Source organism: Streptomyces sp. NPDC050535 (assembly GCF_044457665.1).
GTDB lineage: Bacteria > Actinomycetota > Actinomycetes > Streptomycetales > Streptomycetaceae > Streptomyces.
The window spans coordinates 97,225-122,120 of the sequence record NZ_JBITHE010000024.1; the positions used below are offsets into that span (position 1 = coordinate 97,225).

22 protein-coding genes and 2 pseudogenes are annotated in these 24,896 nt (G+C 69.1%); 16 read left to right on the plus strand and 8 right to left on the minus strand.

Going from position 1 to position 24,896, the window contains the following annotated elements; genetic code table 11:
* The first annotated feature begins 14 nt into the window (after positions 1-14).
* The 3 genes from ACIBLC_RS35670 to ACIBLC_RS35680 all read left to right on the plus strand — a co-directional run bounded on the left by ACIBLC_RS35670 (position 15) and on the right by ACIBLC_RS35680 (position 2,960).
* On the plus strand, positions 15-632 hold the full coding sequence (locus tag ACIBLC_RS35670) for a DinB family protein (RefSeq protein ID WP_399215593.1): 618 nt from the start codon (positions 15-17) through the stop codon (positions 630-632).
* 287 nt (positions 633-919) lie between these two features.
* A complete protein-coding gene (locus ACIBLC_RS35675) occupies positions 920-1,123 on the plus strand; it encodes a cold-shock protein (protein ID WP_126388790.1) in 204 nt (67 codons plus the stop codon).
* Between the two features lie 298 nt (positions 1,124-1,421).
* The gene (locus ACIBLC_RS35680; RefSeq protein ID WP_399215570.1) at positions 1,422-2,960 is read left to right on the plus strand and encodes a DEAD/DEAH box helicase; all 1,539 of its coding nucleotides are present in this window, start codon (positions 1,422-1,424) and stop codon (positions 2,958-2,960) included.
* A gap of 23 nt (positions 2,961-2,983) precedes the next feature.
* Here the strand turns inward: ACIBLC_RS35680 and ACIBLC_RS35685 are convergent, their stop codons facing one another.
* A complete protein-coding gene (locus tag ACIBLC_RS35685) occupies positions 2,984-3,580 on the minus strand; it encodes a TetR/AcrR family transcriptional regulator (protein WP_399215571.1) in 597 nt (198 codons plus the stop codon).
* A gap of 182 nt (positions 3,581-3,762) precedes the next feature.
* Between ACIBLC_RS35685 and ACIBLC_RS35690 the strand changes: the two genes are divergently transcribed.
* Positions 3,763-4,707, plus strand: coding sequence for an alpha/beta hydrolase family protein (locus ACIBLC_RS35690; RefSeq protein WP_399215572.1), 945 nt, complete (start codon positions 3,763-3,765; stop codon positions 4,705-4,707).
* A 190-nt stretch (positions 4,708-4,897) separates the two neighbouring features.
* Here the strand turns inward: ACIBLC_RS35690 and ACIBLC_RS35695 are convergent, their stop codons facing one another.
* Together ACIBLC_RS35695 and ACIBLC_RS35700 are read right to left on the minus strand one after the other, a co-directional pair.
* The gene (locus tag ACIBLC_RS35695) at positions 4,898-5,398 is read right to left on the minus strand and encodes a cysteine dioxygenase (RefSeq protein ID WP_399215573.1); all 501 of its coding nucleotides are present in this window, start codon (positions 5,396-5,398) and stop codon (positions 4,898-4,900) included.
* Positions 5,395-6,297 carry an amidohydrolase gene (locus tag ACIBLC_RS35700; RefSeq protein WP_399215574.1) on the minus strand — a complete coding sequence of 301 codons (903 nt, stop codon included), beginning with the start codon at positions 6,295-6,297 and terminating at the stop codon, positions 5,395-5,397. Before ACIBLC_RS35700 ends, ACIBLC_RS35695 begins: the two co-directional genes overlap by 4 nt.
* Before the next feature lie 145 nt (positions 6,298-6,442).
* Here ACIBLC_RS35700 and ACIBLC_RS35705 point away from each other — a divergent pair, with 145 nt between their 5' ends.
* From ACIBLC_RS35705 to ACIBLC_RS35725, 5 genes are all read left to right on the plus strand, one after another.
* Positions 6,443-7,453: a LacI family DNA-binding transcriptional regulator gene (locus tag ACIBLC_RS35705; protein WP_399215575.1), complete on the plus strand. Its 1,011-nt coding sequence runs from the start codon at positions 6,443-6,445 to the stop codon at positions 7,451-7,453.
* A 407-nt stretch (positions 7,454-7,860) separates the two neighbouring features.
* Positions 7,861-8,496: a DUF1345 domain-containing protein gene (locus tag ACIBLC_RS35710; protein WP_399215576.1), complete on the plus strand. Its 636-nt coding sequence runs from the start codon at positions 7,861-7,863 to the stop codon at positions 8,494-8,496.
* A gap of 120 nt (positions 8,497-8,616) precedes the next feature.
* Positions 8,617-9,663 carry a Dyp-type peroxidase gene (locus tag ACIBLC_RS35715; RefSeq protein WP_399215577.1) on the plus strand — a complete coding sequence of 349 codons (1,047 nt, stop codon included), beginning with the start codon at positions 8,617-8,619 and terminating at the stop codon, positions 9,661-9,663.
* A gap of 2 nt (positions 9,664-9,665) precedes the next feature.
* Complete coding sequence (locus tag ACIBLC_RS35720; RefSeq protein ID WP_399215578.1) at positions 9,666-10,508, plus strand: family 1 encapsulin nanocompartment shell protein; 843 nt, start codon at positions 9,666-9,668, stop codon at positions 10,506-10,508.
* A gap of 140 nt (positions 10,509-10,648) precedes the next feature.
* Positions 10,649-13,228 (plus strand): ATP-dependent Clp protease ATP-binding subunit, encoded by a 2,580-nt coding sequence (locus tag ACIBLC_RS35725; RefSeq protein WP_399215579.1) that lies wholly within the window; start codon positions 10,649-10,651, stop codon positions 13,226-13,228.
* 135 nt (positions 13,229-13,363) lie between these two features.
* Here the strand turns inward: ACIBLC_RS35725 and ACIBLC_RS35730 are convergent, their stop codons facing one another.
* Positions 13,364-14,152, minus strand: a complete 789-nt coding sequence (locus ACIBLC_RS35730; RefSeq protein ID WP_399215580.1) for an SAM-dependent methyltransferase — start codon at positions 14,150-14,152, stop codon at positions 13,364-13,366.
* 274 nt (positions 14,153-14,426) lie between these two features.
* Between ACIBLC_RS35730 and ACIBLC_RS35735 the strand changes: the two genes are divergently transcribed.
* Entirely contained in the window at positions 14,427-15,653 is a 1,227-nt protein-coding gene (locus ACIBLC_RS35735) for a glycoside hydrolase family 88 protein (protein WP_399215581.1), read from the plus strand.
* Between the two features lie 112 nt (positions 15,654-15,765).
* Here ACIBLC_RS35735 and ACIBLC_RS35740 read toward each other — a convergent pair whose 3' ends face one another.
* Positions 15,766-16,383, minus strand: coding sequence for a TOPRIM nucleotidyl transferase/hydrolase domain-containing protein (locus tag ACIBLC_RS35740; RefSeq protein ID WP_399215582.1), 618 nt, complete (start codon positions 16,381-16,383; stop codon positions 15,766-15,768).
* A gap of 230 nt (positions 16,384-16,613) precedes the next feature.
* Between ACIBLC_RS35740 and ACIBLC_RS35745 the strand changes: the two genes are divergently transcribed.
* The 3 genes from ACIBLC_RS35745 to ACIBLC_RS35755 all read left to right on the plus strand — a co-directional run bounded on the left by ACIBLC_RS35745 (position 16,614) and on the right by ACIBLC_RS35755 (position 19,484).
* On the plus strand, positions 16,614-17,126 hold the full coding sequence (locus tag ACIBLC_RS35745) for a hypothetical protein (protein WP_399215583.1): 513 nt from the start codon (positions 16,614-16,616) through the stop codon (positions 17,124-17,126).
* A 211-nt stretch (positions 17,127-17,337) separates the two neighbouring features.
* Positions 17,338-18,531 (plus strand): hypothetical protein, encoded by a 1,194-nt coding sequence (locus ACIBLC_RS35750; RefSeq protein ID WP_399215584.1) that lies wholly within the window; start codon positions 17,338-17,340, stop codon positions 18,529-18,531.
* Positions 18,532-18,659: 128 nt separating this feature from the next.
* A complete protein-coding gene (locus ACIBLC_RS35755; RefSeq protein ID WP_399215585.1) occupies positions 18,660-19,484 on the plus strand; it encodes an SDR family oxidoreductase in 825 nt (274 codons plus the stop codon).
* Between the two features lie 284 nt (positions 19,485-19,768).
* Here ACIBLC_RS35755 and ACIBLC_RS35760 read toward each other — a convergent pair whose 3' ends face one another.
* Positions 19,769-21,034: a cutinase family protein gene (locus ACIBLC_RS35760; protein ID WP_399215586.1), complete on the minus strand. Its 1,266-nt coding sequence runs from the start codon at positions 21,032-21,034 to the stop codon at positions 19,769-19,771.
* A gap of 285 nt (positions 21,035-21,319) precedes the next feature.
* Here ACIBLC_RS35760 and ACIBLC_RS35765 point away from each other — a divergent pair, with 285 nt between their 5' ends.
* Positions 21,320-22,876, plus strand: coding sequence for a hypothetical protein (locus ACIBLC_RS35765; RefSeq protein WP_399215587.1), 1,557 nt, complete (start codon positions 21,320-21,322; stop codon positions 22,874-22,876).
* 48 nt (positions 22,877-22,924) lie between these two features.
* Here ACIBLC_RS35765 and ACIBLC_RS35770 read toward each other — a convergent pair whose 3' ends face one another.
* A complete protein-coding gene (locus ACIBLC_RS35770; protein WP_399215588.1) occupies positions 22,925-23,458 on the minus strand; it encodes a putative immunity protein in 534 nt (177 codons plus the stop codon).
* 12 nt (positions 23,459-23,470) lie between these two features.
* On the minus strand, positions 23,471-23,986 hold the full coding sequence (locus ACIBLC_RS35775; RefSeq protein ID WP_399215589.1) for a GNAT family N-acetyltransferase: 516 nt from the start codon (positions 23,984-23,986) through the stop codon (positions 23,471-23,473).
* Between the two features lie 110 nt (positions 23,987-24,096).
* On the opposite strand from ACIBLC_RS35775, the pseudogene ACIBLC_RS35780 reads away from it, so the two are divergent.
* A pseudogene (locus tag ACIBLC_RS35780) lies at positions 24,097-24,478 on the plus strand (sugar kinase); the annotation flags it as partial.
* Positions 24,479-24,777: 299 nt separating this feature from the next.
* Positions 24,778-24,896, plus strand: a pseudogene (locus tag ACIBLC_RS35785) (DNA-directed RNA polymerase subunit alpha); the annotation flags it as partial.

Below are 24,896 nucleotides of genomic sequence, written 5' to 3' on the forward strand. Positions count from 1 at the left end.
AGTGTTCAGTGACCGTGATCCCGCCCCGCCTGACCCCGTTGCTCGAGCAGTTCGACTTCGCGCGGGAGCGCCTTGTCGGCCGTATGGCAGGGCCGGTCATGGACAGCGGTGACGGGACGGACACGAAGGTCGGCCCCATGACCGGCGAGGAGTTCCGCTGGGAGCCGGTGCCGGGCTGCTGGTCCGTGCGGCAGCGCGCGGACGGACCCGGGCCGCGTGCGACCCTTCTGGCCGGCAGCGGTGCCTGGGGCCGTGACGCCGCGTCCTACCCGCACCCCTGGCCGCCGCCCTTCACCACCATCGCCTGGCGCCTGAGCCACCTCAGCGAAATGCTCACCCTGCGCGCCGAACACACCAACGGCGGCCACGCGCTGACGCGGGACGACTATCCGGTCGACGGAGACGTCATGGCCGCGGTCGCGGCATTCGACGCCGGCGCCGCCGCCTGGCGGACGGCCCTGTCGAGCGCCGACGACGCCGCGCTCGACACCGTCGGGCACTGCACGTACCCGCACGGCAGCGACGCCGAGGAACCGTTCATCGACATCGTCTGGTGGGTCAACCAGGAAGTGCTGCACCACGGAGCCGAGATCGGCCTGATCCGCGACCTCTACCGCGAACGAGCGCAATGACCTCGGCGGGAGCGGCTGTCCGCGGCCGGGGGTACGGAAACCTGCGGAGTGGGCCGGCACCGCGGCACGGGGAGGAACGTCGTACGTGCCGTGACCGGATCCGCGTACCGTGCTAAGGTTGATCACAGTTGCAGTTGTGGTTCCCGTTGACTTCAAGTGCCTTTGACGAAGTAATTTCGTCGGGCATTTTTGTATTTCCGATGCTTTTTTATCGGACGGGGTTCACCTCAGCGACGCGGGGGTTCACACAGTGCGGATCCCTGGCTTGGCCTCGAAGGAGATTTAACATGGCTACCGGTACGGTTAAGTGGTTCAACGCGGAAAAGGGTTTCGGCTTCATTGAGCAGGACGGCGGCGGCCCCGACGTCTTCGCCCACTACTCGAACATCGCCGCCCAGGGCTTCCGCGAGCTCCAGGAAGGCCAGAAGGTGAACTTCGACATCACGCAGGGCCAGAAGGGCCCGCAGGCGGAGAACATCACTCCCGCCTGACGCGGAAGCGTCTGAGGCAGCTGGGACCCCTCACCTTGCGGTGGGGGTCCCAGCTTGCTGCTTTTTACAGGTTCCGCTCGACGTGCGGATGACTGCCTTTACGGCCTGCTCGTACTCCTACGATCCGGTAGGGCGCGCGTTCCGGTGGAATCGGTGAATTCCGATTCCGGCGACCGTCCCTAACCTTGCCGGTGCGACCGGCAGATTCTTGGTCTCACATTCGGCTCGTGCTTGCAATTCATTCGGCTCACTCATGCCGAGAATTCCTCGATGCGTGCCATATCGAGGAAGGTTCTCCATGAACCGCTCAGCTCGCACGAACGACCGTTTCTCCAGGACCCGCAAGGACGGCGCCGCCGGTGCCGACCGAGGGGCCCGCTTCCGACCGCAGAGCCAGGAGCGCCCCGGTGCCCGCTCAGGCGGCAACGGACGCCGTCCGTCGGCGCCGCAGGGGGAGTTCGCCCTGCCGGACACCATCACCCCGGGGCTTCCCGCGATCGCCGCCTTCAGTGAACTCGGCCTTCCCGCCGAGTTGTTGACGGCGCTCACCGACCTGGGAGTGAACGAACCGTTCCCGATCCAGGCCGCCACCCTGCCGAACTCCCTCGCGGGCCGCGACGTCCTGGGCCGCGGGCGCACCGGATCGGGCAAGACGCTCGCCTTCGGCCTGGCGCTCCTGGTTCGTACGGCTGGACAGCGTGCCGAGTCCAAGAAGCCGCTGGCCCTGGTCCTGGTCCCCACCCGCGAGCTCGCCCAGCAGGTCACCGATGCGCTCACCCCGTACGCCGAGCTGCTGAAGCTGCGGATGGCCACCGTGGTGGGGGGGATGTCGATCGGCAGGCAGGCCGGCGCGCTGCGCACCGGGGCGGAGGTCGTGGTCGCGACCCCGGGGCGTCTGATGGACCTCATCGAGCGCAAGGACTGCCGTCTGGACCGGGTGAGCATCACCGTCCTGGACGAGGCCGACCAGATGGCCGACATGGGCTTCATGCCGCAGGTCACCGAACTCCTCGATCAAGTGCGTCCCGACGGTCAGCGCATGCTCTTCTCGGCCACCTTGGACCGCAACATCGACCTCCTGGTCCGTCGCTACCTCCATGACCCGGTGGTCCACTCGGTCGACCGGTCGGAAGGCGCGGTCACCACGATGGAACACCACGTGCTGCAGGTGCACGGCGCCGACAAGTACGCCATCGCCACCGAGATCGCCGCCCGCGACGGGCGCGTGCTCATGTTCCTGGACACCAAGCACGCCGTCGACCAGTTCACCAAGCATCTGATGGGCAGCGGAGTAAAGGCCGCGGCGCTGCACAGCGGCAAGTCGCAGCCCCAGCGGACCCGCACCCTGGCGCAGTTCAAGACCGGTCACGTCACCGTGCTGGTGGCCACCAACGTCGCCGCTCGCGGCATCCACATCGATGACCTCGACCTCGTCGTCAACGTCGACCCGCCCAGCGATCACAAGGACTACCTGCACCGCGGAGGCCGTACGGCACGCGCAGGCGAGTCCGGCAGTGTCGTCACGCTGGTGACGCCCAACCAGCGCCGTGAAATGAGTCGCGTGATGTCCGACGCGGGTATCAGGCCGCGGATCACCCAGGTCCGCTCCGGCGAGACCGAGTTGAGCCGCATCACCGGCGCACAGGCCCCCTCCGGTGTTCCCATCGGCGGCGGAGTGCCGGTCACGGAGCGGCCCAAGCGCGGCGGAGCCCCCTTCCGTGGCATGGGCACCCGGCCGGGCCGGGCCGGTCGCGCCAGTGGTGAGTCCCGCAAGGTCACCGAGGCGCGCCAGGCGGCAGAGGCGCGAGCGGCCGCTCGGGTTCGTCGGGGCGCGTAGTCGGTGTGCGGCCGGTCCGACGGTCAGTCGGGTCGGGGCAGTCCTGCGACGAGGAGCTTGACCAGTCGCCGTGCGTCGTAACGAGGGTTGTTGCCGGCGCCGGCGCAGAGGCTGCCTACGCCCCGCATGAGCTCGTAGGCATCCTGACCCGAGCGGATCTCGCCCGAAGCGACCGCGGCGTCGAGCAGTTGCGTGCACACGGGCTCGAGGCGCTCGAGGAAGTAGGAGTGCAGCGGGTCGAAGCACGGGTCGGCGGACTGGAGCACGACAGCGAGTCCCTGCTTGGTGACCACGAAGTCGACGAAGAGATCGATCCATTCCGCCAGGGCCGCGTGCGCGGTCGCGCCGGTGTCGAGCAGCGCGGGACCGGCTTCGGCGAGGCTCTCGACCTGGTGCCGGTAGACGGCGATGATCAGGTCCGCCCGGGTCGGGAAGTGCCGGTAGATCGTGGCCGTCCCGACGCCGGCCTTGGCCGCGATCTGCCGGATCGGCGCCTCCACGCCTGACGCGACGAAGACCGCGGCCGCCGCGTCGAGCAGGTTCTCCTCGTTGCGCCGCGCGTCCGCCCGCTTCGTCCGGGCCGCGCCTTGTGTGCCCCGGCCCCGCTCGCTGTCGTTCACGGCGCTCTTCCCTTCCTGCTGTTTGCTAAGCGGGACGCTGTCCCGTATCGTCAATCGGGACGGTGTCCCACTTAGCCATCATGGCAGACCAGGGGTACGACGACAAACCGTGTACGCCCTGTTCGCCCTTGGCGTGCGCGAGCCGTGACCCCCGTAGAACAGCTGGAAGGAAGGCCTTTCCCATGACCGAATCAGGCGCAGTGATCACGGAGATACCCCTCAGTGAGCCCACCCCCGTCGTCTCGGTGAAGGCGGTGGTTCTGGAAGCTCCGGGCCGTGGCGAGGACCTTCGGGTGAGGATCTCCGCGCCGACGACCGGGCGCGAGCTGCCGATCATCCTCCTCTCGCACGGCTTCGGCTCGTCGCTGGACGGCTACGGTCCGCTGGCCGACTTCTGGGCTTCGCACGGGTTCGTGGTCATTCAGCCCACCCACCTCGACTCCAGGACCGTGGGCCTGCCCCAGGACGACCCCCGCGTTCCGCGAATCTGGCGGTTCCGCGTCGAGGACATGAAGCGCGTCCTCGACCAGCTCGATCTGCTGGAAGCCGCCGTGCCCGGTCTCGGCGGACGCCTCGACCGCACTCGCATCGCCGCGGCCGGGCACTCCTTCGGCGGCCAGACCGTGGGAAACCTGCTGGGCCTGCGTGTCCACGACCCGGTCGGCGGGGCGGAGGACGACCTGTCCGATCCGCGGATCAAGGCGGGCGTGCTCCTCGCCACGGCCGGCACTGGCGGAGCCGATCTGACGCCGTTCGCGGCCGAGCACTTCCCGTTCATGAACCCGGACTTCGCGAACATGGCCACCCCGGCGCTCGTCGTCGCCGGAGACAAGGACGACTCCCCGCTGACGGTCAGGGGACCTGAGTGGATGTACGACCCCTACGTCCTCAGCCCGGGTGACAAGAGCCTGCTCACCCTGTTCGGAGCGGAACACTCGCTCGGCGGGATCGCCGGCTACGAGGTCCAGGAGACGACGGACGAGAACCCCGAACGCGTCGCCCTGGTCCAGCGGGTCACGTGGGCCTACCTCCGCCACGCACTCGGCATCGAGGACGACGGCTGGACCGCCGCACAGAAGGCGCTGTCCGACGGCGCGAACCCGCTGGGCCGACTCGACTCCAAGTGAAGGCCCGAACTCGACTGGCAGAGCAGGCAGTTGGGGCGCCTGCCGGTGGGCTCCACCCGCTGGCGCCTATTCGGTAGGTACCCGGTTTCTGGCCCATGGTCCGGCTGAACGGGTCGATCCCTGGAGCAGAGGCGCTACGTCGGCGACCACAAATGCCCCGCCGTGTTCACCCCGAGGCCCGTCGGCCACGTCACGCCGCCGGGGCGTCCAAAGGGCGAAGCTCGTCCGCGTACGAGACGGAGATGCGGCGCATCAGGCCGTCGGCGGTGATGTCGTACTGGCCGAGGCGCCACAGCGGTGGTGAGTACGCGTGGACGGAGACCGTGTCGTCGGTCGCGCCGGTGAGGCGGTGGATGTGTTCGGGGCCGAAGCAGAAGGAGTCGCCCGCGCTGACGGTGACGGACAGGTGGCTGCCGCCTATGCGTGGGTTGGACTCGTTGAGCGTCCCCTGTACGACGGCGACCGCGCCGGAGGAGATGTCGTGATCGTGCCAGCCGGTGTCGTTCCGCCGGGTCCAGCACAGCAGCCAGACGTCGACGTACTCGTCGCGGTAGAGCGACGCGTAGTGGCGGTCCTGGTCCGAGAAGGCGACCTGTTCGCGCCAGAGGTCGGGACGGCCGGCGAGGTCGTCGACGAGTGCCTGGAGTTCGCGCTTGTCGAGGGCGCGCTGTGGCAGGGACTGATACGTCATGGGGTGGCTCCCTTCAGCAACCGGGCGGGGTTGACGGTGCGCAGCGCGTGGACGCCGGCGTCCGCGCCGAGGTCGGGGATGGTGAGGGGCGCGTACGGGCGGTCGCTGCCGCTGACGATCACGTCGATTCCGACGGCGCGGGCGAGCGCGTCCACCGCGCGTGTTCCGTAGGACGAGGTCTCGTAGAAGACCCCGAAGTCGATCTCGCCACGCCCGCCGCCTCGGGTCACGAGCCGCTCGCCGTGCAGCGGCGCCAGGCCCGCGAGAGCGGCGAAACAGACGCGCAGGTGTGGGTGCCGGGTGCGGCCGAAGGCGCGGAACGCGAACCAGGACGCGTGCAACTGCGCGAGGTAGGGGACCAGGGCCGGCCACCAGGACGGCGCGCCGGGGGTCGGCTGGGCGGCGCCCGGGTGGATGAAGAGCGGCTTGTCGTGACTGGTGAGGACGTCCAGAAGAGGGGCGCAACGGTCCCAGCCGGCCGCGTCCAGCAGGGCGGTGGCGGGGAGTTGGAGACCTCGGCAGCCGCGCCGCAGTTGCCGGTCGACCGCTCCGGCCGCCTCCGTCACCGGCGATGACAGACAGGGCGAGGCCCAGACGCCGAAGGGTGCCGGAAGAGCCAGTGCGCCGTCGTGGAACGCGGCGAGCAGCTGTGCTGCCTCTGCCGGTGGAAGGTATTCGATGCCGAGCGGGCTGGACAGTGACACCAGCGCCAGGTCGAGGCCGTCGGTGCGGGCAAGTGCGGTGCGCGCCCTGATGTCGTGGTCGGCCGGGTCGACCTCGTAGGGCGGTTCACCCGCCAGGTGCAGGGTCCAGCCGTCGAGGCGCGGCGGCGCGGTGCGGGCGCGCAGCAGCTCGATGAAATCGGGCGGCCAGATGTGCTGGTGGACATCGGTGAACACGCGGCAGTCCTTGGGGAAGTCCTCGTAAGGGGTTGGTTCGGGAGGGTGGTTAACCGCTTCACTTATGCGCTTAACTTAAGCGCTTAACAACGTAACGTGTCAAGGGTGCGCTGGATGAGGGACGGGCCCCGGTAGGCTTCCCGGTATGGCCAGGCCGACTAAGCGCACCACCCTCCGCGAGGTGGCCGAGGCCACGGGCCTCTCCACCGCGGCCGTCTCCTATGCCCTGCGCGGCAAGCACGTCTCGAAGGAGACGGAGGAGCGGGTACGCAAGGCCGCCGCCGAACTCGGTTACGAGGCCGACCCCATCGCCCGCGCACTGGCCAGCGGCCGCACCAGCATGGTCGGCGTCCTCGCGGGCGACCTCCAGGACCTCTGGCAGCAGCAGTTGATGGCGGCGATCGGCCGGGAACTGCTCGTCGGTGACCGCTACGCGCTGATCCTGGACGCCGGCGGTGACCCCGACCGCGAACTGGTGCTCGCGAAGAAACTGCGTGACCAGCGCGTCGACGCGCTGCTGGTGTCGCCCGTGAATCCCGCGGCCGAGGAATGGGCCGCGATCGCCGACGCGCTGCCGGTGGTGGCGGTCGGGGACTCGCTCAGCGCGGCCCGGACGGCAGGGCAGGTCATCTTCGACAACCGGGCCGGCATCGACGCCGTACTGACGTATCTGCACGGTCTCGGACATCGCCGGGTGACCGTGCTGACCCCGACTCGGCCGAGTACGCCGGACCGGCCCGCCGACGTGTATGCGCGCGAGGCCGCCGAGCGGCTCGGGCTGCGGGCCGAACTGGTGCCCTGCCCGCAGGAGTTGGGTGAGGCGACGGCGGTCGCTCGCCGCCTCCTTGAGGGCCCGCGGCCCGCGACGGCCGTCTTCTGCTTCTCCGACTCCCTGGCGTACGGCGTGTACGCGGCCGCTGCCGAGGTCTCACTGGAAGTCGGCCGGGACGTCTCCGTGGTCGGCTTCGACGATCACCCGGTGTCCCGGGTGCTCACCCCGCCGCTGACCACGGTGGACTGGGGGCTGGCCGGGATCGCCGACGAGGCCGCCCGGCTGATCGTCGCGGCGATCGAGGGGAAGCGGGTGCGCAGGAAGCGGATTCTCTGTGCGCCGCGGATGAGTGAGCGAGGGTCGGCGGTACGGGTGCGGCCCTGAGCCGCGCCTTCTCGACCGGGGCTCCCGGGGATGCGCCTTCTCGACCGGGGCCCTAGTGCTGTGCTTGCGTGACCAGGGCCCGGTGCTGCGCCTTGTAGCGAGAGGTCCTGAGGCTGCGCCTTTGGAACCAGGGCTCCTGCGCGAGCCGTGACCGTCACGCCGTTCAGCTTCCGCGGAGTGTGGTTGACGGCGATGACCTGACAGGTCTTGGGGTCGGCCTGGACGTGGAGGGGTTCGCACGCCGCGCGGGAGCCGTAGTACATGCCGTTGACGTCGAAGTCGTAGTCGTACGCCTGCCACACCGTGCTGGGTCGCTTCACGATCACCGCGCCGTGCCGGGACGTCGATCTCCGTCGTCGCGGGGGCCACCGGGCTGACCCGCGGCAACGGAGATAACGTGACCGCGTATGAGTGTGAAGCTGCCCTTGGACGCGGTGCCGCGACTGACGGGCGCGGTGGTCCTCGGCGCCGCCGTCGGCGTCGCGGTGGGACTGCCGACGGACGTCCTGCTGGGTCTGCTGGCGGGGATCGCCGCGACGGAACTGTTCTTCGTCCTGGCGGGCTGGCTGGTGCTGTGGCCCATGGACGCCACGGCCACCCGCCGCAACGCGCGGCGCGAGGACTTCAGGCCCGTGACCGACGAGATCGTCGTGATCGCGGTGGCCCTGTGCGGGCTGTCCGCGATCGCGCTCCTGCTTCTGCGCGGCGGCAGGACCGACGACGGCCACACAGCGGCGGTCACGGCCCTGTGCGGGGTGTTCCTGGCCTGGTCCGCGCTGCACCTGATGTACGCCACCCGCTATGCCTATGTGTACTACGAGAGCAACGGCGGAATCGACTTCAATTCCGACGAGCCACCTTCGTACCGCGACTTCTTCTATTTCAGCTACAACCTCGGAATGACCTATCAGGTCTCCGACACCGACGTCTCGAGTTCCGCGATCCGCTCGATCGTGCTCAGACACTCTCTGCTTTCGTACGCGTTCGGCACCAGCATTCTCGCCACGGCCATCAACGTCGTGGTGGGCATCGTGAGCGGCTGACGGGCAGCGGCGGACCGTGCCGTTCCCGCGCGGATTCTCCCGGGACACAGCAGGATGGAGAGTGGAACCGGCCGTCCCGCACGCGTCGGTCGTTCTGGCGTCTTATGAGGAGGCCGACTCTTGGCTGAGCGACAGGCTGTGATCTCCCGACCGGCCAGGGCCACCGTTTTCCTTGTGCTCACCGTGACGCCGGGCCACGAGGAGACGGTCCGTGACCTCCTGGAGGACCTCTCGGGACTGCGCCGCTCCGTCGGCTTCCGCGCGCCCGACGGCCGGCTCGCCTGCATCGCCGGTGTCGGTTCGGATGCCTGGGACCGGCTGTTCAGCGGGCCCCGCCCTCAAGAGCTGCACCCGTTCGTCGAGTTGAACGGCAGGCGTCACCGGGCGCCGTCCACACCGGGAGACCTGCTGTTCCACTTCCGGGCCGACCGGATGGACCTCTGTTTCGAACTGGCCAGGCTGATCATGGAGCGACTCGATGGCGCGGTCGCGCTCGTCGACGAGATCCATGGGTTCAAGTACTTCGACGAGCGCGACCTGCTCGGCTTCGTCGACGGCAGTGAGAACCCCGATGGGCAACTCGCCGTCGACTCCGTGTTCGTCGGCGAGGAGGACGCCGAATTCGAAGGCGGCAGCTACGTCATCATCCAGAAGTACCTGCACGACATGACCGCGTGGAATGCCCTGCCGTCCAACGACCAGGAGAAGGTCATCGGGCGGACGAAGTCGGCCAACGTCGAACTCCCCGACGACGTCAAGCCGGCCGACTCCCACGTCGCGCTCAACGTCATCACCGACGACGACGGCAACGAACTCAAGATCGTGCGGGAGAACATGCCGTTCGGCACCGTGGGAACGTCCGAGTTCGGCACCTTCTTCATCGGTTACGCCCGCACGCCCGACGTGACCGAGCAGATGTTGCGGAACATGTTCCTCGGGGACGGAACGGCCCCCCACGACCGCATCCTCGACTTCTCGACCGCGCTCACCGGATGCCTCTTCCACGTGCCGACCGTCGACTTTCTCGACGACCTTCCCGCCGCCCCCGGCGAGGAGGCGGACGTCCCCGCCGCCCCCGGCGAGGACGGGGCGGACCAAGTTCCCGCCCTCGTCGAGCGGGCGGCGACGAACGGTTCGCTGAGGATCGGCAGCCTCAAAGGAGTCTGAACATGACCACGTTCGACGGCAGCGGCAACCTGCACCGCGAACTCGCGCCCATCACGCCCGCGGCCTGGGCCGAGATCGAGGACGAGGCACGCCGCACCTTCCGGCGCAACCTCGCCGGACGGCGCGTCGTGGACGTCACCGGCCCCGACGGCCCCGGACTCGCGGCCGTCGGAACGGGCCACCTGTCCGGTATCGACGGGCCGTCTCCAGGAGTCACCGCACGACTGCGCGAGGTACAGCCCCTGGTCGAGCTGACGGTGCCCTTCCGGGTGAGCCGTGCCGCCGTCGACGACGTCGACCGGGGCGCCAAGGACTCCGACTGGCAACCGGTGAAGGACGCCGCGCGCACCATGGCGTTCGCCGAGGACAGAATGGTCTTCAACGGGTACGCCGCGGCCGGCGTCGAGGGTTTGCGCAATCGCACCACCAACCCGGTGCTCGCGCTCCCCGCCGAGCCCCGCGACTTCCCCGACGCGGTCAGCCACGCCCTGACCGCTCTGCGTCTGGCAGGCGTCCAGGGCCCGTACGCGCTGCTGCTGGGAGCCGAGGCGTACACGGCGGTCAACGAGACCTCCGACCATGGCTATCCCATCGCCGCCCACCTCGGCCGGATGCTCGACGGGCAGCTGATCTGGGCACCCGCCATCGAGGGAGCCTTCCTGCTCACCACCCGGGGCGGTGACTACGAACTGCGGCTCGGCGACGATCTCGCCATCGGCTACACCTCCCACGACGCCGACGGCATCGAGCTGTACTTCCGCCAGACCCTGACATTCCTGGTCTACACGGACGAGGCCGTCGTGGCACTCGACCCATGGACCGACGCGAGCACGCCAAAGATCTGACCTCATCACGGGACGAGACACGGACACGGTTTTCTCCCGTCCGGGACGGAGCACGCCCGTATCGCCGGTTCCTGTTCCGGTTGCGGAGCAACAGAGGCCGCGAAAGGGTGGAAAAGGGCCAATGTCACCGGGAGCTGCTCATGTCGATGTCGTCGTACGGTTTCGGCTCGTCCGACCCTTTCGGTGACCTGTTGAACCGCTTCTTCGGGATGTCGCCCGCGTCGTCTCCGCCCGCGGTCCAGCGCGTGCCCATCGGACGCCTGCTGACCGAGTCCTCGCAGGAACTTCTGAACCTGGCCGCCCAGCGGGCCATGCGGGACGGGACGTCTGACCTCGACACGGAACACCTTTTGTGGGCCGCCACAAAGGTGGAGCCATCGCGCTCGCTGCTCGCGCAGGCCGGGGTCGACCCCGACACCCTCGCGACACAACTCGCCGAGGTCCTGCCCCGCGAGACCAGCGAGCCGTCCTCCGAACCGGGCCTCACCCCGGCGGCCAAACGCACCCTCACCAGCGCGTACGCCCACTCTCAAGCGGCCGGAACCTCGTACATCGGCCCCGAGCACATCCTCGGCGCCCTGCTGGGCGACGCCGACAGCGGTGCCGCCCACCTGCTCCGGGCCGAGGGGCAGGACGCGCAGAAGCTCGCGGACCTCACGGAACGGTCCGCGCGCGCCGAGAGCCGTTCCGCAGATCCCGACAAGCCCGCGACGACGCTGGACGAGTTCGGGCGGGACCTGACGGAAGAGGCCAGGGCCGGAAAGCTCGACCCGGTCGTCGGACGGGCCGAAGAGATCGAGCAGACCATCGAGATCCTCTCGCGCCGGTCCAAGAACAACCCCGTGCTCATCGGTGAGCCGGGTGTCGGCAAGACGGCGATCGTCGAGGGCCTCGCGCAGCGCATCGTCTCCGGAGACGTCCCCGACACCCTCAAGGGCAAGAGGGTGGTCTCGCTCGACATGTCCGGCATGGTGGCGGGTGCCCAGTACCGCGGGCAGTTCGAGGAGCGACTGAAGAAGGTCATCGAAGACGTCCAGGACTCCGACGGGGAGATCGTCCTCTTCATCGACGAACTCCACACGGTGGTCGGCGCGGGCGCGACGGGCGAGGGCGCGATGGACGCGGGCAACATGCTCAAACCCGCTCTCGCACGCGGAGAACTGCACGTCGTGGGCGCGACGACCATCGACGAGTACCGCAAGTACGTCGAGAAGGACGCCGCGCTGGAACGCCGCTTCCAGCCGGTGATCGTCCCCGAGCCGACGGTCGAGGAGACGGTGCAGATCCTGGAGGGCCTGCGCGACGCCTACGAGGCTCACCACCAGGTCCGTTTCGCGGACGGCGCGCTGGCCGCGGCGGCGGAACTTTCCGACCGCTACATCAGCGACCGGTTCCTGCCCGACAAGGCGATCGACGTGATGGACCAGGCGGGCGCGCGGGTGCGGCTGCGCAGTTCCGGCCGCTCCACCGAGGTCGCCGAGCGCGAGGACGGTATCGCCAAACTGCGCCGTGAACGCGACCAGTCCGTCGCCGCCGAGGACTTCGAACGCGCGGGACAGCTGAAGGGGCGGATCTCCGAGGCGGAGGGCGAGCTCGCGGGCATCGAGGAGCGGCGTGCCGGAGTCGTGTCCGTGACGGCCCGTGACATCGCGGACATCGTCTCCCGGCGCACGGGCATCCCGGTCTCCCAACTCACCGCCAGCGAGAAGGAGAAGCTCCTCAAGCTGGAAGAGGAGATGCACTCCCGCATCGTCGGGCAGGACGAGGCGGTCACCGCCGTGTCGCAGGCGGTACGCCGCAACCGCGCCGGCATGGGCGACCCGAACCGTCCCGTCGGTTCCTTCCTCTTCCTCGGCCCCACCGGCGTGGGCAAGACGGAACTGGCCAAGACCCTGGCGGAGTTGCTGTTCGGCGACGAGAACCGCATGACCCGCTTCGACATGAGCGAGTTCCAGGAGAAGCACACGGTGGCCCGGCTCGTCGGCGCGCCTCCCGGATACGTGGGGTACGACGAGGCCGGCCAGCTCACCGAGAAGGTCCGCAGGCAGCCGTACAGCGTGGTCCTGTTCGACGAGGTGGAGAAGGCGCACCCCGACGTCTTCAACACGCTGCTCCAGATCCTCGACGACGGACGGCTCACGGACGGCCAGGGCCGCACCGTCGACTTCCGGCACTGCGTCGTGATCATGACGTCGAACATCGGCGCGCGCCTCATCCTCGGCCACGAGGGGAACGCGTCCGAGCTGAAGGACGTGCTCATGGGTGAGTTGCGGACCCGGTTCCTGCCCGAGTTCCTCAACCGCATCGACGACATCATCATCTTCCACGGACTCGACGAGGACGACCTGGCGGAGATCGTCGACCATCTGCTGGGGCGGAGCGAACGCCGGGTGCACGCCCAGGGCATGAAGCTCGAGGTGACGGACGCGGCGAAGAAGCTGCTCGTCACCCACGGCCACCAACCGGAGTTCGGTGCCCGACCGTTGCGGCGCACCATCCAGTCGGAGCTGGACAACAGAATCGCGGAGCTCCTGCTCGGCGGCGAAGCCGAACCCGGCGACACGATCGTCGCCGACGCCCGGGACGGCGAGGTCGAGTGCACCCTTCGCAAGGGCGATCCAGCAGGGGCCGACGGGGACGAACTCCAGGCGCGTACGGAACGCGACCGGCGGGCGGCCGGTCTGCCGGGCGGCTCTACGGAGGATCCGGACGCCGAGTAGAGAGAGGCGCGAGCGAGCCCGCGGTTCACGCGGCTGAGCCCCTGAGTTCAGCACGACTGAACTCAGGGGCTCCTACAGCCTCTTGTCCGAGACCGGACGACTGCCCGAGACCGGACGACGGGTGATGGCCGACGGTCAGGGGATGCGTGCGACCGCGGAGTAGATACCGCTGGCTTCGGGGGCGGGCGCCGGTGTCGTCTTGAACCATTCGGTGGCCGTCGTCAGGCCGGGCTCGACAAGTTCCAGGCCGTCGAAGAAGCGGGCGACCTCCGAGCGGGTGCGGAAGCCGAGCTTGATGCCGCTCTTGGCGTACTGGGCGGTGACCTGATCCGACAGCTCCGGGAAGAGGTCGGACGCGGCGTGCGACAGCACGAGATAGCTGCCCGAGGGCAGGGTCGCGATCAGGTTCCGGACGATGCCGTGGGCGTCCTGCTCGTCGGGAATGAAGTGCATCAGAGCGATCAGCGACAGGGCGATCGGGCGGTCGAAGTCGAGGACGCCGTGGGCTCGTTCGAGGATCGCTTCCGGCTGCCGTACATCGGCCTCGATGTAGTCGGTCGCCCCGTCCGGGTGGCTGATCAGCAGCGCCTCCGCATGCCGCAGCACGATCGGGTCGTTGTCGGTGTAGACGATCTTCGAGGCCGGCGCGATCTCCTGGACGACCTGGTGCAGGTTCGGCCGGGTGGGGATGCCGGTGCCGATGTCGAGGAACTGGTCAATGCCCTGTCCGGCGAGCCAGGCGGCCGCCCGGTGCATGAACTGGCGGTTCTGCCGGGCCGCGTCACGCGCCTCGGGCGGCAGCTTCTCGCCCAGGGCCTCGTCGACGGGGTAGTTGTCCTTACCGCCCAGGAGCCAGTCGTAGACCCTCGCGGGGTGAGCGCTGCTGGTGTCGATCTGCGGAGGGCGGGGTGCGTCGGTCGTCATGGCGGGCTCCGGCGTGAGCGGGGGTTATCGGTGCTTGCGATCACCGTAGTTTGGCACAGCATTTCGACGGTCTGTGAGGGGAGTTGGCCGTTGGCGGGCCGATGGTCGCCCGTAGCCGACAGGTTCGTCGAGGGAGCTGCCCAGGGGTCGGCCGTCGACGCCATGCGAGGTCACGTGTATGAACTCCTGTCACATGGGTGTACCTCGATGAGGTCACCGTGTAAAACTCCTTCAACTTCCCTACGGCGGTGACCAGTTGGAGAGGCAGGCGACTGTGAGTATTTCCCGGCGAACGGTACTGGCTACGGCGGCCGGTACCGCGGCGGCGTACGCGTCCGCACCGCAGGCGGCACACGCGGCGGCAGGTCAAGTGCCAGTGGCGACCGCGCGTACGTTGCGTGAGGCGGCCGACTACGCGGTGGGCAAGCTCCGCGCGGTCGCACCAGGAGTGAGCGCCTTTCCCGTCGGGACGAAGTTCGAGAAGTGGACCTATTCCCAGAACGGTGACTGGGTCGGCGGATTCTGGCCGGGTACGCTGTGGATGGCGTGGCTCCACAGCGGAGACGACCAATTCCGCACGCTGGCAATCGAGTCGGCGAGAAAGCTCGCTCCCCGTCAGTACGACACCGGCACCCACGACCTCGGTTTCCTCTTCTATCCGTCATGGGTGACCGCGTGGCGACTGACGGGAGACGACACCTGGCGGGCCGGGGCCTTACGAGCGGCCGACTCGCTGATCCAGCGGTACAACCCGCGCGGACGCTTCCTCCGGGCGTGGGGCTCGCTGAACGATCCGAACAACGCGGGCCGGGTCATCATCGACACGATGATGAATCTGGACCTGCTCGCGTTCGCCGGCCGGCAGACCGGCGACGCCAAGTATCTCGACATCGCCGTGGAGCACGCGAAGACCGCCCAGCGGGTGTTCCCGCGACCGGACGGATCGACCCCGCACGTATTCGACTTCGACCCGGCCACCGGCGCGCCGATCGGCCCGGGCACCGTGCAGGGCTACAGCCCCACCTCGTGCTGGTCGCGCGGACAGGCCTGGGGACTCTACGGGTTCACCACCATCTACCGTCGCACCGGGAACCAGCAGTTCCTCGCCACCGCCCGCAAACTCGCCGACTTCGCGGTGGGAGCGCTGACCGAGGACCACGTCCCGGTGTGGGACTACCGCGCGCCACAGCAGCCCCACGACATCAAGGACGCGTCGGCCGGCGCGATCATGGCCTGCGGTCTGCTCGACCTGGCCGCCGCCACGGGCAGGCAGGACTACCGCGCGGTGGCGCTGCGGATCCTCACCGCGCTCTCGCAGACCTGCCTGACGGAGAAGTCGTCACGCGCCGATGCCGTGGTGGCCCGCTGCACCCGTAACCGGCCGGCCGAGGACGGGATCGAGATCTCGCTTCCCTACGCCGACTACTACCTGCTGGAAGGCATCCTGCGCGTGCTGCGGCCGCAGGACGTGGACCGGGCGATCGATCTGTCTACCGTCTGAGTAGCCGGCTCCGCTCTCCGCCGGGAAGGGGAACGAGGCGCAGCGGGAAACCGAGCCGTCCCGGCCGCGCGAGGAGGCGGCATGAGGTAACGAAGCCGCCGTCGGCCGGCGTTCAGAGGCCGGCGAGCAGGTCGTCGAGCGGGGCGGGTACGCGGGCGGGGTCGAGGGCCTCGACGAGGACGCGGCCGTAGTGGATCTTGCGCCCCTTCTTCGTGCCGAGGAAGCGGCGCAACTGCTGCTGGGCGGTGCGGCCCTTTTGCGCGGGCTGGTGCAGAAAGGTCTTGAGGGCGCGTTGGTCGCCCTCCGCCCGGACGAGTTCCTCGACGCGTGTCGTGCCCAGCGCGCGGATGAGTTCGTCCTCCAGATCCGCCGCGCAGACGAAGAACTCCCGCTCTGCCGCCCCGGCCTTCTCCAACGCGCGCTCGTAGTAGGGGCGTTCCCTCTCGTCGCACAGCCCCGTGAGGCGCAGGCCCAGGCCTGGTGGACCGAGAAGTTGGGCGAAGCGCCCCACGCTCATCGCTCCGCCCATCGGCAGCACGCAGACTCCTTCGGCTGCCAGGTTCCGGCCGCGGCTCTCGGCCAGCGCGCTGACCGCTGCGGCGTCGCTCGGCCCTTCGAGCAGGACGGCCGCCCGGACGGGCAGCCGCTCGGCCAGTTCGCGCGCGGTGTCACCGGGGCCGCCGGCCGCCCATGCGATGACAGTCTCCTGGAACGCCCCCATGTCGGTCACGAGAGGAGTCTCCGCTTTTCCAGGCTGTCACGGTAGGGAATTTCGGGCGGGGCGCTGATCGGCTTCGGGCAGTCGGGCCCGACCCTCGGATGTCCGAGGTTCACGCGGGCGCGATGCGGTCTTTCACTGCCTGTAGAGCGGCAAATCGACAAGCACGGCAGCGCGCGGCGACTTCGGCACGGGCACAGCGGGGGCCGGCGCGAGGCCGTTCCACACAGGGGGAACAAGCGATGCGCATCAGACATTCGGTAATCGGCGTTGTCGGCGTCCTGGTCTGGTTACTGGCGACCCTTTTCGTCACAGGATCAGCCCAGGCCTCATCGGCCCAGGCTGCCGCACCGGTGAAAGCCGGCACCGGCGGCCAGCTCAGGGTCGCGCCTCCGGCACCGGAGGGTGCCCGTACCGCCTCGGACCTGACCGTGGCCGCGGTCTCGCCGACGATCTCGCCGTCCGTCCGGTACGTCCACGTGGCGACCGGCGAGTGGTACACCTGCGACTGGGGCAACCTCTGCGGCGAGGTGTGGGACCCGGTGGTCGGCAAGTGGAAGATCTTCTACCTCTACACCTGCAACCGGTACGCGCTGTCCAACTGGAACGGCATGGGTGACTACATCAACGCCCAGACCGACGGAGCTGTGGGCACCTTCTACGGCCAGAACGGCGGTGTCCTGAGGACCGTCGCCGCCGACGCCGTCGAGCACCCCCAGGACTGGTCGCCCGTCTGGTACATCCGCAACTGCTGATCCGGCGGTACCCGGCCGACCGCCGACGATCGGAGGCGGCCGGCCGGTGCGTGCCGCAAGAGACGCGGGGGCATTCCGAATTGCGCGGCTGAGCCCCGCGCCATCACGGCCACGTCACCGGAACGGACAGACGGCGGGCCGGTCACTGGGCGCAGACGCCCATGTCCAGGACCGACGGTCTCAACCAGCACACGAGGATCGGGGATCCCAGATGCGCACGTCAGCAAGAGGCGGCCTCGCGGTCTTCCTGCGGTGGTGCCTCCTCGCGGCGGTCCTGGCCGGCCTGGCGGCGGCTCCCGCCCACGCCGCCGCGCCACCCGCCGCACCGGGCGAGGCCCCGGCCGCGGTGACCGCGGTCGAGGTACCGCCGGGGGTGACCGCGGGTGTCGCGGTCTTCGACCGGCAGACCGGAACCTTCACCGAACAGCTCAATCCACGACTGCCGGTCCGGTCCGCGTCGGTCGTCAAGCTGCTCATCGCTCTCGACCACCTGTGGAACCGGGGTCCCAATTACAGCCTGCCCACTGACGACCGAGCCCGCTTCGACACGATGCTTCGCTCCAGCGACGACGCGAGTGCCTCGTACTACTGGTCGCAGAACGGCGGCAGCGCGATCGTCGACCGGATGATCTCCCGTCTCGGCCTGGCCGACACCGCGGGGCCCCCGGCGGGCTACCCGGGGTACTGGGGTTACACGGCGCTCTCGGCGGCCGACACCGTACGGATCTACCGCTATCTCCTGGACAGCGCCCCCGAGCCCGTCCGCTCGCTGGTGATGGGCAACCTGCGGCAGTCCACGCGGTGCGGCACGGACGGATTCGACCAGCGCTTCGGCATCCCCGCGTCGTTCGAAGGACCGTGGGCGGTGAAGCAGGGCTGGTCGGGCTTCGGTGACTTCAGCAACTGTTCCAACACAGCCGCCGCGGCGGCGGACGGGGCCGGTCCGGCCGCCGGGGGCGCGGCTGCCGGCCTCCGGCCGGCCGACGTGGACCTGACGCGGCGGGTACTGCACACCACGGGAACGGTCGGAAGCGGAGACCGCACGATCGTCGCCGTGTTCACCCTCCAGTCGACGAGCACCTCGTTCGGCGCCGCCTACACCAATCTCAACCGGCTGGTCAGGTCGCTGAACGTGCCCGGTGGCGTGCGACCGGCCGGTACCTGGTTCGGCACGTGGGGAACGGACGTACGCGTCCGGGCCGACACGAACACGTCCTCGACCACCCTCACCAGACTCCCGGCGGGCGTGGAGGTACTGATCCGCTGCGAGAAGCAGGGGCAGCAGGTCGAGGTGCCGCCGTACGTCAACGACTGGTGGGCCTATCTGCCGCTGTACGGCGGCTACGTCACCAACATCTACGTGCAGTCACCGGACAACCAGCTGCCGGGCGTCCCCCTCTGCTGAACGGCCCCGTCAGGGGCCCTCGATTTGCCCTGGAGCGCACTCGAAGGTGTTCGCTGGAACCAGAGGCCCCGCTCCGTCATGCCCGACGGCACGACGGAGCGGGCGACGAGTTTCCTGAGGAGCACGCCATGACACAGAAGACCTGGTTCATCACCGGTGCCTCACGCGGCTTCGGGCGGGAGTGGGCCATCGCCGCACTGGAACGCGGCGACTCCGTGGCCGCGACGGCCCGCGACCTGTCCACGCTGGATGATCTTGTCGCGACCTACGGTGAGCGTTTCCTGCCCCTGCGACTCGACGTCACGGACCGCGAGGCCGACTTCGCCGCCGTACGCCAGGCGCACGAGCATTTCGGCCGACTCGACGTGGTGGTCAACAACGCCGGCTACGGCCACTTCGGCCTGGTGGAGGAGATCTCCGAGTCGGAGGCCCGCGCGCAGTTGGACACCAATCTGTTCGGGGCCCTGTGGGTCACCCAGGCGGCCCTGCCGTTCCTGCGTGAGCAGGGCAGCGGTCACATCTTGCAGGTCTCGTCGATCGGTGGGATCAGCGCGTTCCCGCTGGTCGGCATCTACCACGCGTCGAAGTGGGCGCTCGAGGGGATCAGCCAGGCGCTCGCCCAGGAGGTCGCGCCGTTCGGGATCAAGGTCACCCTGATCGAGCCCGGCGGCTTCGCGACCGACTGGGCCGGTTCCTCGTCGAGCAGGTCCGAGCCCCTGCCGGCGTACGCCGAGTTCCACAAGCGGGTGCAGGAGCAGCGCCGCCAGCGCCTCGGCACCCCCGGCGACCCGAACGCGTCCGCGGCGGCCGTGATGGAGATCGTGGACGCCGACGAGCCGCCACTGCGCTGCTTCTTCGGTACGGCACCGCTGGACATCGCCAAGGCCGACTACGAGGGACGTCTGGCGACTTGGGAGAAGTGGCAGCCGGTTGCGGAGCTGGCCCAGGGCTGATGCAAGCTACGACGGTGACAGCAGCAGCGACACGGCGCCTCCCGCCGGAGTTTCGTGGCATCGCCATTCTCCGGAGCCCTCCCTGGATGTCTCCTGAGCCGATGAGCTACCACCCAGGTCACGACAGAGAATCGCCCAGCCATCCGAATTGATCACCCCACCGCCGGCGGGGCCAGGTCTGACGAAGCACTACCGGCGACGTGCGGGCGGGCAACGGCGCATCCGCACCGTTGCCCGCCCGCCACACCACTACTTCGAGCCTCTCGAGCCCAACTCCCCGGAGCTCAGGGGCACTCGGGAACCCCCGGCATCCAAGCCGGCCCCTTCAGGAAGATGTTGCTGATCCACCCTTGCTGCTGCGGAAGGTATGACCAGGCGTCGTTGGTGATCCCGCCGTACGTCACCCACTCCGCGTGCTTCTGGCACTTCACGTACACGGTGGTCGGCTTCGGGATCGTGCCCACGATGTCCGCCGAAGTCGACGGCGTCGCGCGGACGTTGACGTTGGATGCCCACACCTCCTCCGGCGTGTCCGGCGGCGGGTGCACCACGTTGCGCTGCGCCACTGCCGCGGCGACCGCCCGTACGGCGGTGCGGGACGCGACACGATCGGCATTGGCCTTGTCCGCGGGGCTCTGCGCGATTCCGTTGTCCCGGTACATCACGTGCGGGGCGTTGTCGCCGATCGCGCTGTTGCCGAAGTCCTCCAGCCAGCGGTCCTGCCACTCGTCGGAGCCGGGGTACGCCTGCTCGTTGCAGACCGCGTCGTCCGTGCGGCACACGTCGAAGTAGCGTCCGTCGCCGATGAACCCCGCGAACACGGCCGGCACGTCGAGGCGCTGCATCAGCCCGCCGCGTGAGACGTCGGCGGTGCCGTCCGAGTAGTCGGGGTTGAGGGTGACCATCTGGCCGTTCTGCCCCATGCCGATCTGCCCGTTCTCACGGGAGGCGTCACCTACGTTGACGATGGCACCGATCTCGTCCGCGTTGCGCTGGTTGCCCTTGACGGCGTCCTGCGCGATGGCGTTCTTGATCACCTGGGCGCCCTGCGAGTAGCCGAGCAGGACCAGCGTCGGGCGGTTCGGGCAGGACGCGTAGAAGTTGATCTCCTCGACGAGCTTGTCCCGGCCCTTGTACATCGAGGTCCAGTAGTCGTCGGGGCCCCAGTTGCCGGGCAGCCAGTCGGGCCAGTCCACGGCGGACGCCGGATAAGGGAGATTGCGCACGGTGAGGTCGCCGTTCTTGACGCCGACGTCGTTCAGCGCGCTCCTGAGTGCCCTGATGTAGGTGTCGTTGACGCCCACGGTGCCGTAGGGATGGCCCTCGTCCGTGGACTCCGAGGTCCCGTACGCCGATAAGATCACCCACGGTTTGGCGCAATCGGCTGGTGGCTGCGCCGGGTTGGGCCCCGGGTACTCCGCGTGCGCCGCCGTGGCGCCGCCGAGATTCAGGGCCAGCGCGAAGGCCGACAGCACGGCCAGGGTGAGCACCCAGACCTGCCATCTGGTCTTGCTGCCTCCGCCCTCTCTGATCATTCCCGCAGTCGTCATTCGTTCCCCCTCCGTAGTCGCAGGCCGAGAACCCACAGAACCCCGCGGAGTCGGTGAACTCACCTTGCGGCGGGGCCTGTTGAGCCCATCGCTGTCAGCCTCGCGTTCCGTCAGGCGCGCCACAATCATTTCGAACGTGGTCGAACGGCTTGGCTTGCGGGGGCGCTTGCCCCTCGGAGGCGGAAGGTCTGCCGACTTTCAGCCGAACCCTCTGTCGCCGCGGAGCCGGTGACCGTACCCTGACAAGGAAGAGCACTTCAGGCGTGATTGACGGGGGGAACCGTCATGTCCTGGGACAATAATGGTTTGCGTGACGATTTTGTCGTTCCGCCGATGCCGACCGCACCGCCGCCCGGTCCCGCCGACCCTTGGCGTGCCGTCGCGGTGGGGTTGCTCAACCTCTCCGGGCTCGGTCTCGGATACGCCCTGGTGCGCCAATGGGGGCTGATGGTCGCGTGCTGGGCCGCGACGGCGATCCTGCTCCTGGTGGCGCTGCCCGCGGACCCGAACGGGGTCCCCGGTGCGATGGTCGTGCTCTATCTGATCGTCCTGCTGCTCGCCGCCGCGCACGGCGCGTACGTGGGCCTGCGGACCCGGCTGACGTGGCCGCCGAAAGCGCCGATCGCAGCCGTGCTCGGCCTGGTGCTCCTGGCCGTCCCCGTCGGCGGAGCCGTCCTGTACGACCAGGCGCGTGACGAAGCCGTCGAACAGATGCTGCTGGAGCGGCTGGGACGGGCGGACAAGCTGGTCAACGCCTCGGCGGAGAAGCCGTTCGAGACGTCGGAGGCCGACTTCCGCCGTGCCCTGGCCGTCTACCAAGGCCTGACGAACGACCACCCGGACTCACGGGCCGCCGAGCGCGTCCCCGACCGTCTCAAGAACTTCTACACCACCGTCGCCTTTCCGTACGCGGAGGAGAGTTACTGCGCCGCCGTCCCTCCCTTGAAGTACCTCCGTACGGTCCCTCGCACGATGAGTAAGAAGGAACTCGGAGCCCTGTCCACCTGGCCCGACGACCGGCTGGCCACGTCGCTCTACGAGTGCGGGGCGACCTCACTCGGTGGCGGATCCGCGGACTGGACGCAGCAGTTCACCGAACTCCTGTCGACGTTCCCGAAATCCGAGCAGGCCGGAAAGGTCGAGCCCGCCGTGAAGGCCGAGATCGGAAAGGCCGTGAAGTCGGTGGGCGGCGGCGATCCCTGCGCCGCCGTCAAGCGCCTCGAGAACCTCGGCGCCGAGGCCCGCAGGCTGCCGGTGGAGCAGGCCGGTCTGGCCGACGCCATCGACAAGGACGCCGACCGGGCGGACCGGAGCGCGAGTTCGGGGACGTACAACTGCGGGGTGGACCAGTACCAGGACGGGAGTTTCAGCGAGGCCGTCACCACCATGAAGGCCTTCGCCAAGGACAACCCGGGCCACAGGAACCGGGCGCGCGCCCAGAAGATAGCCATCGCCGCGGAGGTCGCCCAGACGGTGCCCGCGGCCGGCAAGCGGCTGCCGACCACGGCATCGGGCGGCAGCATCTCGGTCACGGTCAAGAACGACAGCCCCGACAACATCACCGTCCTCTACACGGGACCGGTGACCGGAAGCTTCACCCTTGCGGCGTGCGGCAGTTGCACCACGTACTCCACTCTCACCAGCACCCTGATCGGTTTCGAACCGTGCAGTGACACCAGCAAGAACTACCCGCAGCGGACCATCCGACTGCCCGTCGGCACCACCTACTTCGTGCACAAGTCCCAGGACGCGGACGGAAAGACACCGGCCTCGGACACGGCCAAGCTGTCGTCCGGTTACATCTACACCGAGTGCGCCTACACGACGAGCTTCGGCTACTAGGCCACCGACGCGCGGGCCCCTCAGGGGGCCTCCGGTGTCCGATCGCCCTCAGTCGCGGAGAGAGGCGTCGAGTTCGCGGATGAGTTCTCCGACGCGCCCGCCGCCGGCAGGTGCGGCGGGCAGGCGACCGAGTACGGCGCTGACGGCTGCCGGTGCGTGCTGACGCGCCCATTCGAGGGTGTCCGCGGCGGCACCGCGGACTTCACCGGAGGCCAGTTCCCCGGCTCGTGCCGCATGGGCTGCCGCACCGAGGATGTGTTTGACCTGATGAGCGCTCGCCTTGGGGTGAAGGTACGCGGCGGCGGCCGCGTGGCTCGCCGCTCGTGCGGCGTCGGCCGCGGCCGGTGTACCGGCCTCCTGTGCCGCCTTGTACGCCGCCCACGCGCTCTGCCGCAACGCGCCCGTGCGTCGGCCGCCGCCTGCGTAGGCGTCCGCCGAGTCGATGGCGTCGCGAGGGCGTGTGTCGGCGGGAAGGCTCTGTTCGAAGATCGACAGCGACCTGCGCGCGCAGTCGGCGGCGTAGCCCGCGATCTCGCGAAGCTCGTGTTCGTACAGCTCGATGTCGTCCGGCTCGGCCGCCACGGCTCCGCAGGCCTAGAGGTCGTCGAAGGGCGTGGCGTACGCGAAGGTGCCGCGCAGCGTCGGCTCGTACGCCGAGAGGGTCCGTACCTGGAAGTAGTCGCCATAGGCGGGGTCCGGAGGGGCGATGCCGTACTCCGTGCTGGGGCGGAATCCGTACCGGCCGTAGTACGCGGGACTGCCGAGCAGTGCGACGAGCGGCTCCCCGAGAGCGTCCGCCGCGCCGAGCACGGTGTGCACGAGTGCCAGTCCGACACCGCGACGCTGGTGGCCGGGGTGCACGCTCAGTGGACCGAGCCCCAGGACCGGGGCGGTGTCGATGTGTCCGCGGGTACAGACGACGTGCCCGACGATCCCGTGTCCCTCAAGCGTCGCCACGAGTGACAGCTCCGGCAACCAGCCGTCGCAGCCGCGCAGCTCGTCCAGTAGCGGCAGCTCGATGGGGACCGCGACCCCCTGCTTGGCGAACGCGGCCGCGGTGACGGCGCGTACGGCTGGAATGTCGTCTGGGGCTTCGCGGCGGATGAGCACCGGCACAGTCTGGGCGTTGGAGTGGTGAGGCGCAAAGGGATTTCGCCCGCCGCGACGGAGGGCCTGGGCAGCACCGCGCGATCCCGTGGTTGGGTTAGTCAGCAATTAATATCGAACGCGCGCTGCGTCCAGACCGCCCCTGGGCCGTCAGTTTCGACGTCGACCACCGCCCCGCCCTGTGGCCGGCCGTTCCGCCGCCGGCGTGCTGCGACCGCTCGCGGACCGGGCCCACACCGTCCTCGTCGGCCTCGATGAGACGCAGGCTCTGTGGGGGGACGGGATCACCGATGCCCAAGGAGTCCGCGACCTCCTGCGCGGCCCGCGGGTCCTCGTCGTGAAGGACACGGAGACCGTGCCCTGCGACTGGGCCATCTGACCGCGGCCTCGGCCCTGAGAGTCGCCGCCGACCACGGCCCGCTGCCGGAACCCATCCAGATCACGAAGCTCCTGGAGGCCGACGAGGAGACCTGGCGGGCCGCCGTGATCGACTGATTCCTCGGGCCGGGACCGCTCTGGTGACTCCCTCCGTCGAGTGACGTGTCGCGGCTGACAGAGCGAACCGGAGATGTGATGCCGGCCTCGGGAAGTCCGGCATCTGCCACGGCTGAGGCCCGGTGGCGTGCGTGAATACCGCGAAAGATGGGCCCGTCGAGGGGCCGGAAGACGGGCGGAGTCGGGTGAAGACGGGCAGTTCGGCCTGGAGGGAGGCAACGCTTCCCCGTATCCCCCGTACCCTTCTTGGTGTCTACGGCGTCACATAGCGGGCGCCAAACCACTGGAGGCAACACCTCGTGCTGATTGCTCAGCGTCCCTCATTGACCGAAGAGGTCGTCGACGAGTTCCGTTCCCGGTTCGTGATCGAGCCGCTGGAGCCGGGATTCGGCTACACCCTCGGCAACTCCCTTCGCCG

Bases quoted from the DNA above. Each gene is read 5' to 3' on its own strand.
- ACIBLC_RS35730 (WP_399215580.1), bottom strand. From the start codon at position 14,152: ATGACGACCGACGCACCCCGCCCTCCGCAGATCGACACCAGCAGCGCT.
- ACIBLC_RS35765 (WP_399215587.1), top strand. From the start codon at position 21,320: ATGTCCTGGGACAATAATGGTTTGCGTGACGATTTTGTCGTTCCGCCG.
- ACIBLC_RS35710 (WP_399215576.1), top strand. From the start codon at position 7,861: ATGAGTGTGAAGCTGCCCTTGGACGCGGTGCCGCGACTGACGGGCGCG.
- ACIBLC_RS35690 (WP_399215572.1), top strand. From the start codon at position 3,763: ATGACCGAATCAGGCGCAGTGATCACGGAGATACCCCTCAGTGAGCCC.
- ACIBLC_RS35695 (WP_399215573.1), bottom strand. From the start codon at position 5,398: ATGACGTATCAGTCCCTGCCACAGCGCGCCCTCGACAAGCGCGAACTC.
- ACIBLC_RS35680 (WP_399215570.1), top strand. From the start codon at position 1,422: ATGAACCGCTCAGCTCGCACGAACGACCGTTTCTCCAGGACCCGCAAG.
- ACIBLC_RS35675 (WP_126388790.1), top strand. From the start codon at position 920: ATGGCTACCGGTACGGTTAAGTGGTTCAACGCGGAAAAGGGTTTCGGC.
- ACIBLC_RS35750 (WP_399215584.1), top strand. From the start codon at position 17,338: ATGCGCACGTCAGCAAGAGGCGGCCTCGCGGTCTTCCTGCGGTGGTGC.
- ACIBLC_RS35725 (WP_399215579.1), top strand. From the start codon at position 10,649: ATGTCGATGTCGTCGTACGGTTTCGGCTCGTCCGACCCTTTCGGTGAC.
- ACIBLC_RS35760 (WP_399215586.1), bottom strand. From the start codon at position 21,034: ATGACGACTGCGGGAATGATCAGAGAGGGCGGAGGCAGCAAGACCAGA.
- ACIBLC_RS35745 (WP_399215583.1), top strand. From the start codon at position 16,614: ATGCGCATCAGACATTCGGTAATCGGCGTTGTCGGCGTCCTGGTCTGG.
- ACIBLC_RS35705 (WP_399215575.1), top strand. From the start codon at position 6,443: ATGGCCAGGCCGACTAAGCGCACCACCCTCCGCGAGGTGGCCGAGGCC.
- ACIBLC_RS35755 (WP_399215585.1), top strand. From the start codon at position 18,660: ATGACACAGAAGACCTGGTTCATCACCGGTGCCTCACGCGGCTTCGGG.
- ACIBLC_RS35720 (WP_399215578.1), top strand. From the start codon at position 9,666: ATGACCACGTTCGACGGCAGCGGCAACCTGCACCGCGAACTCGCGCCC.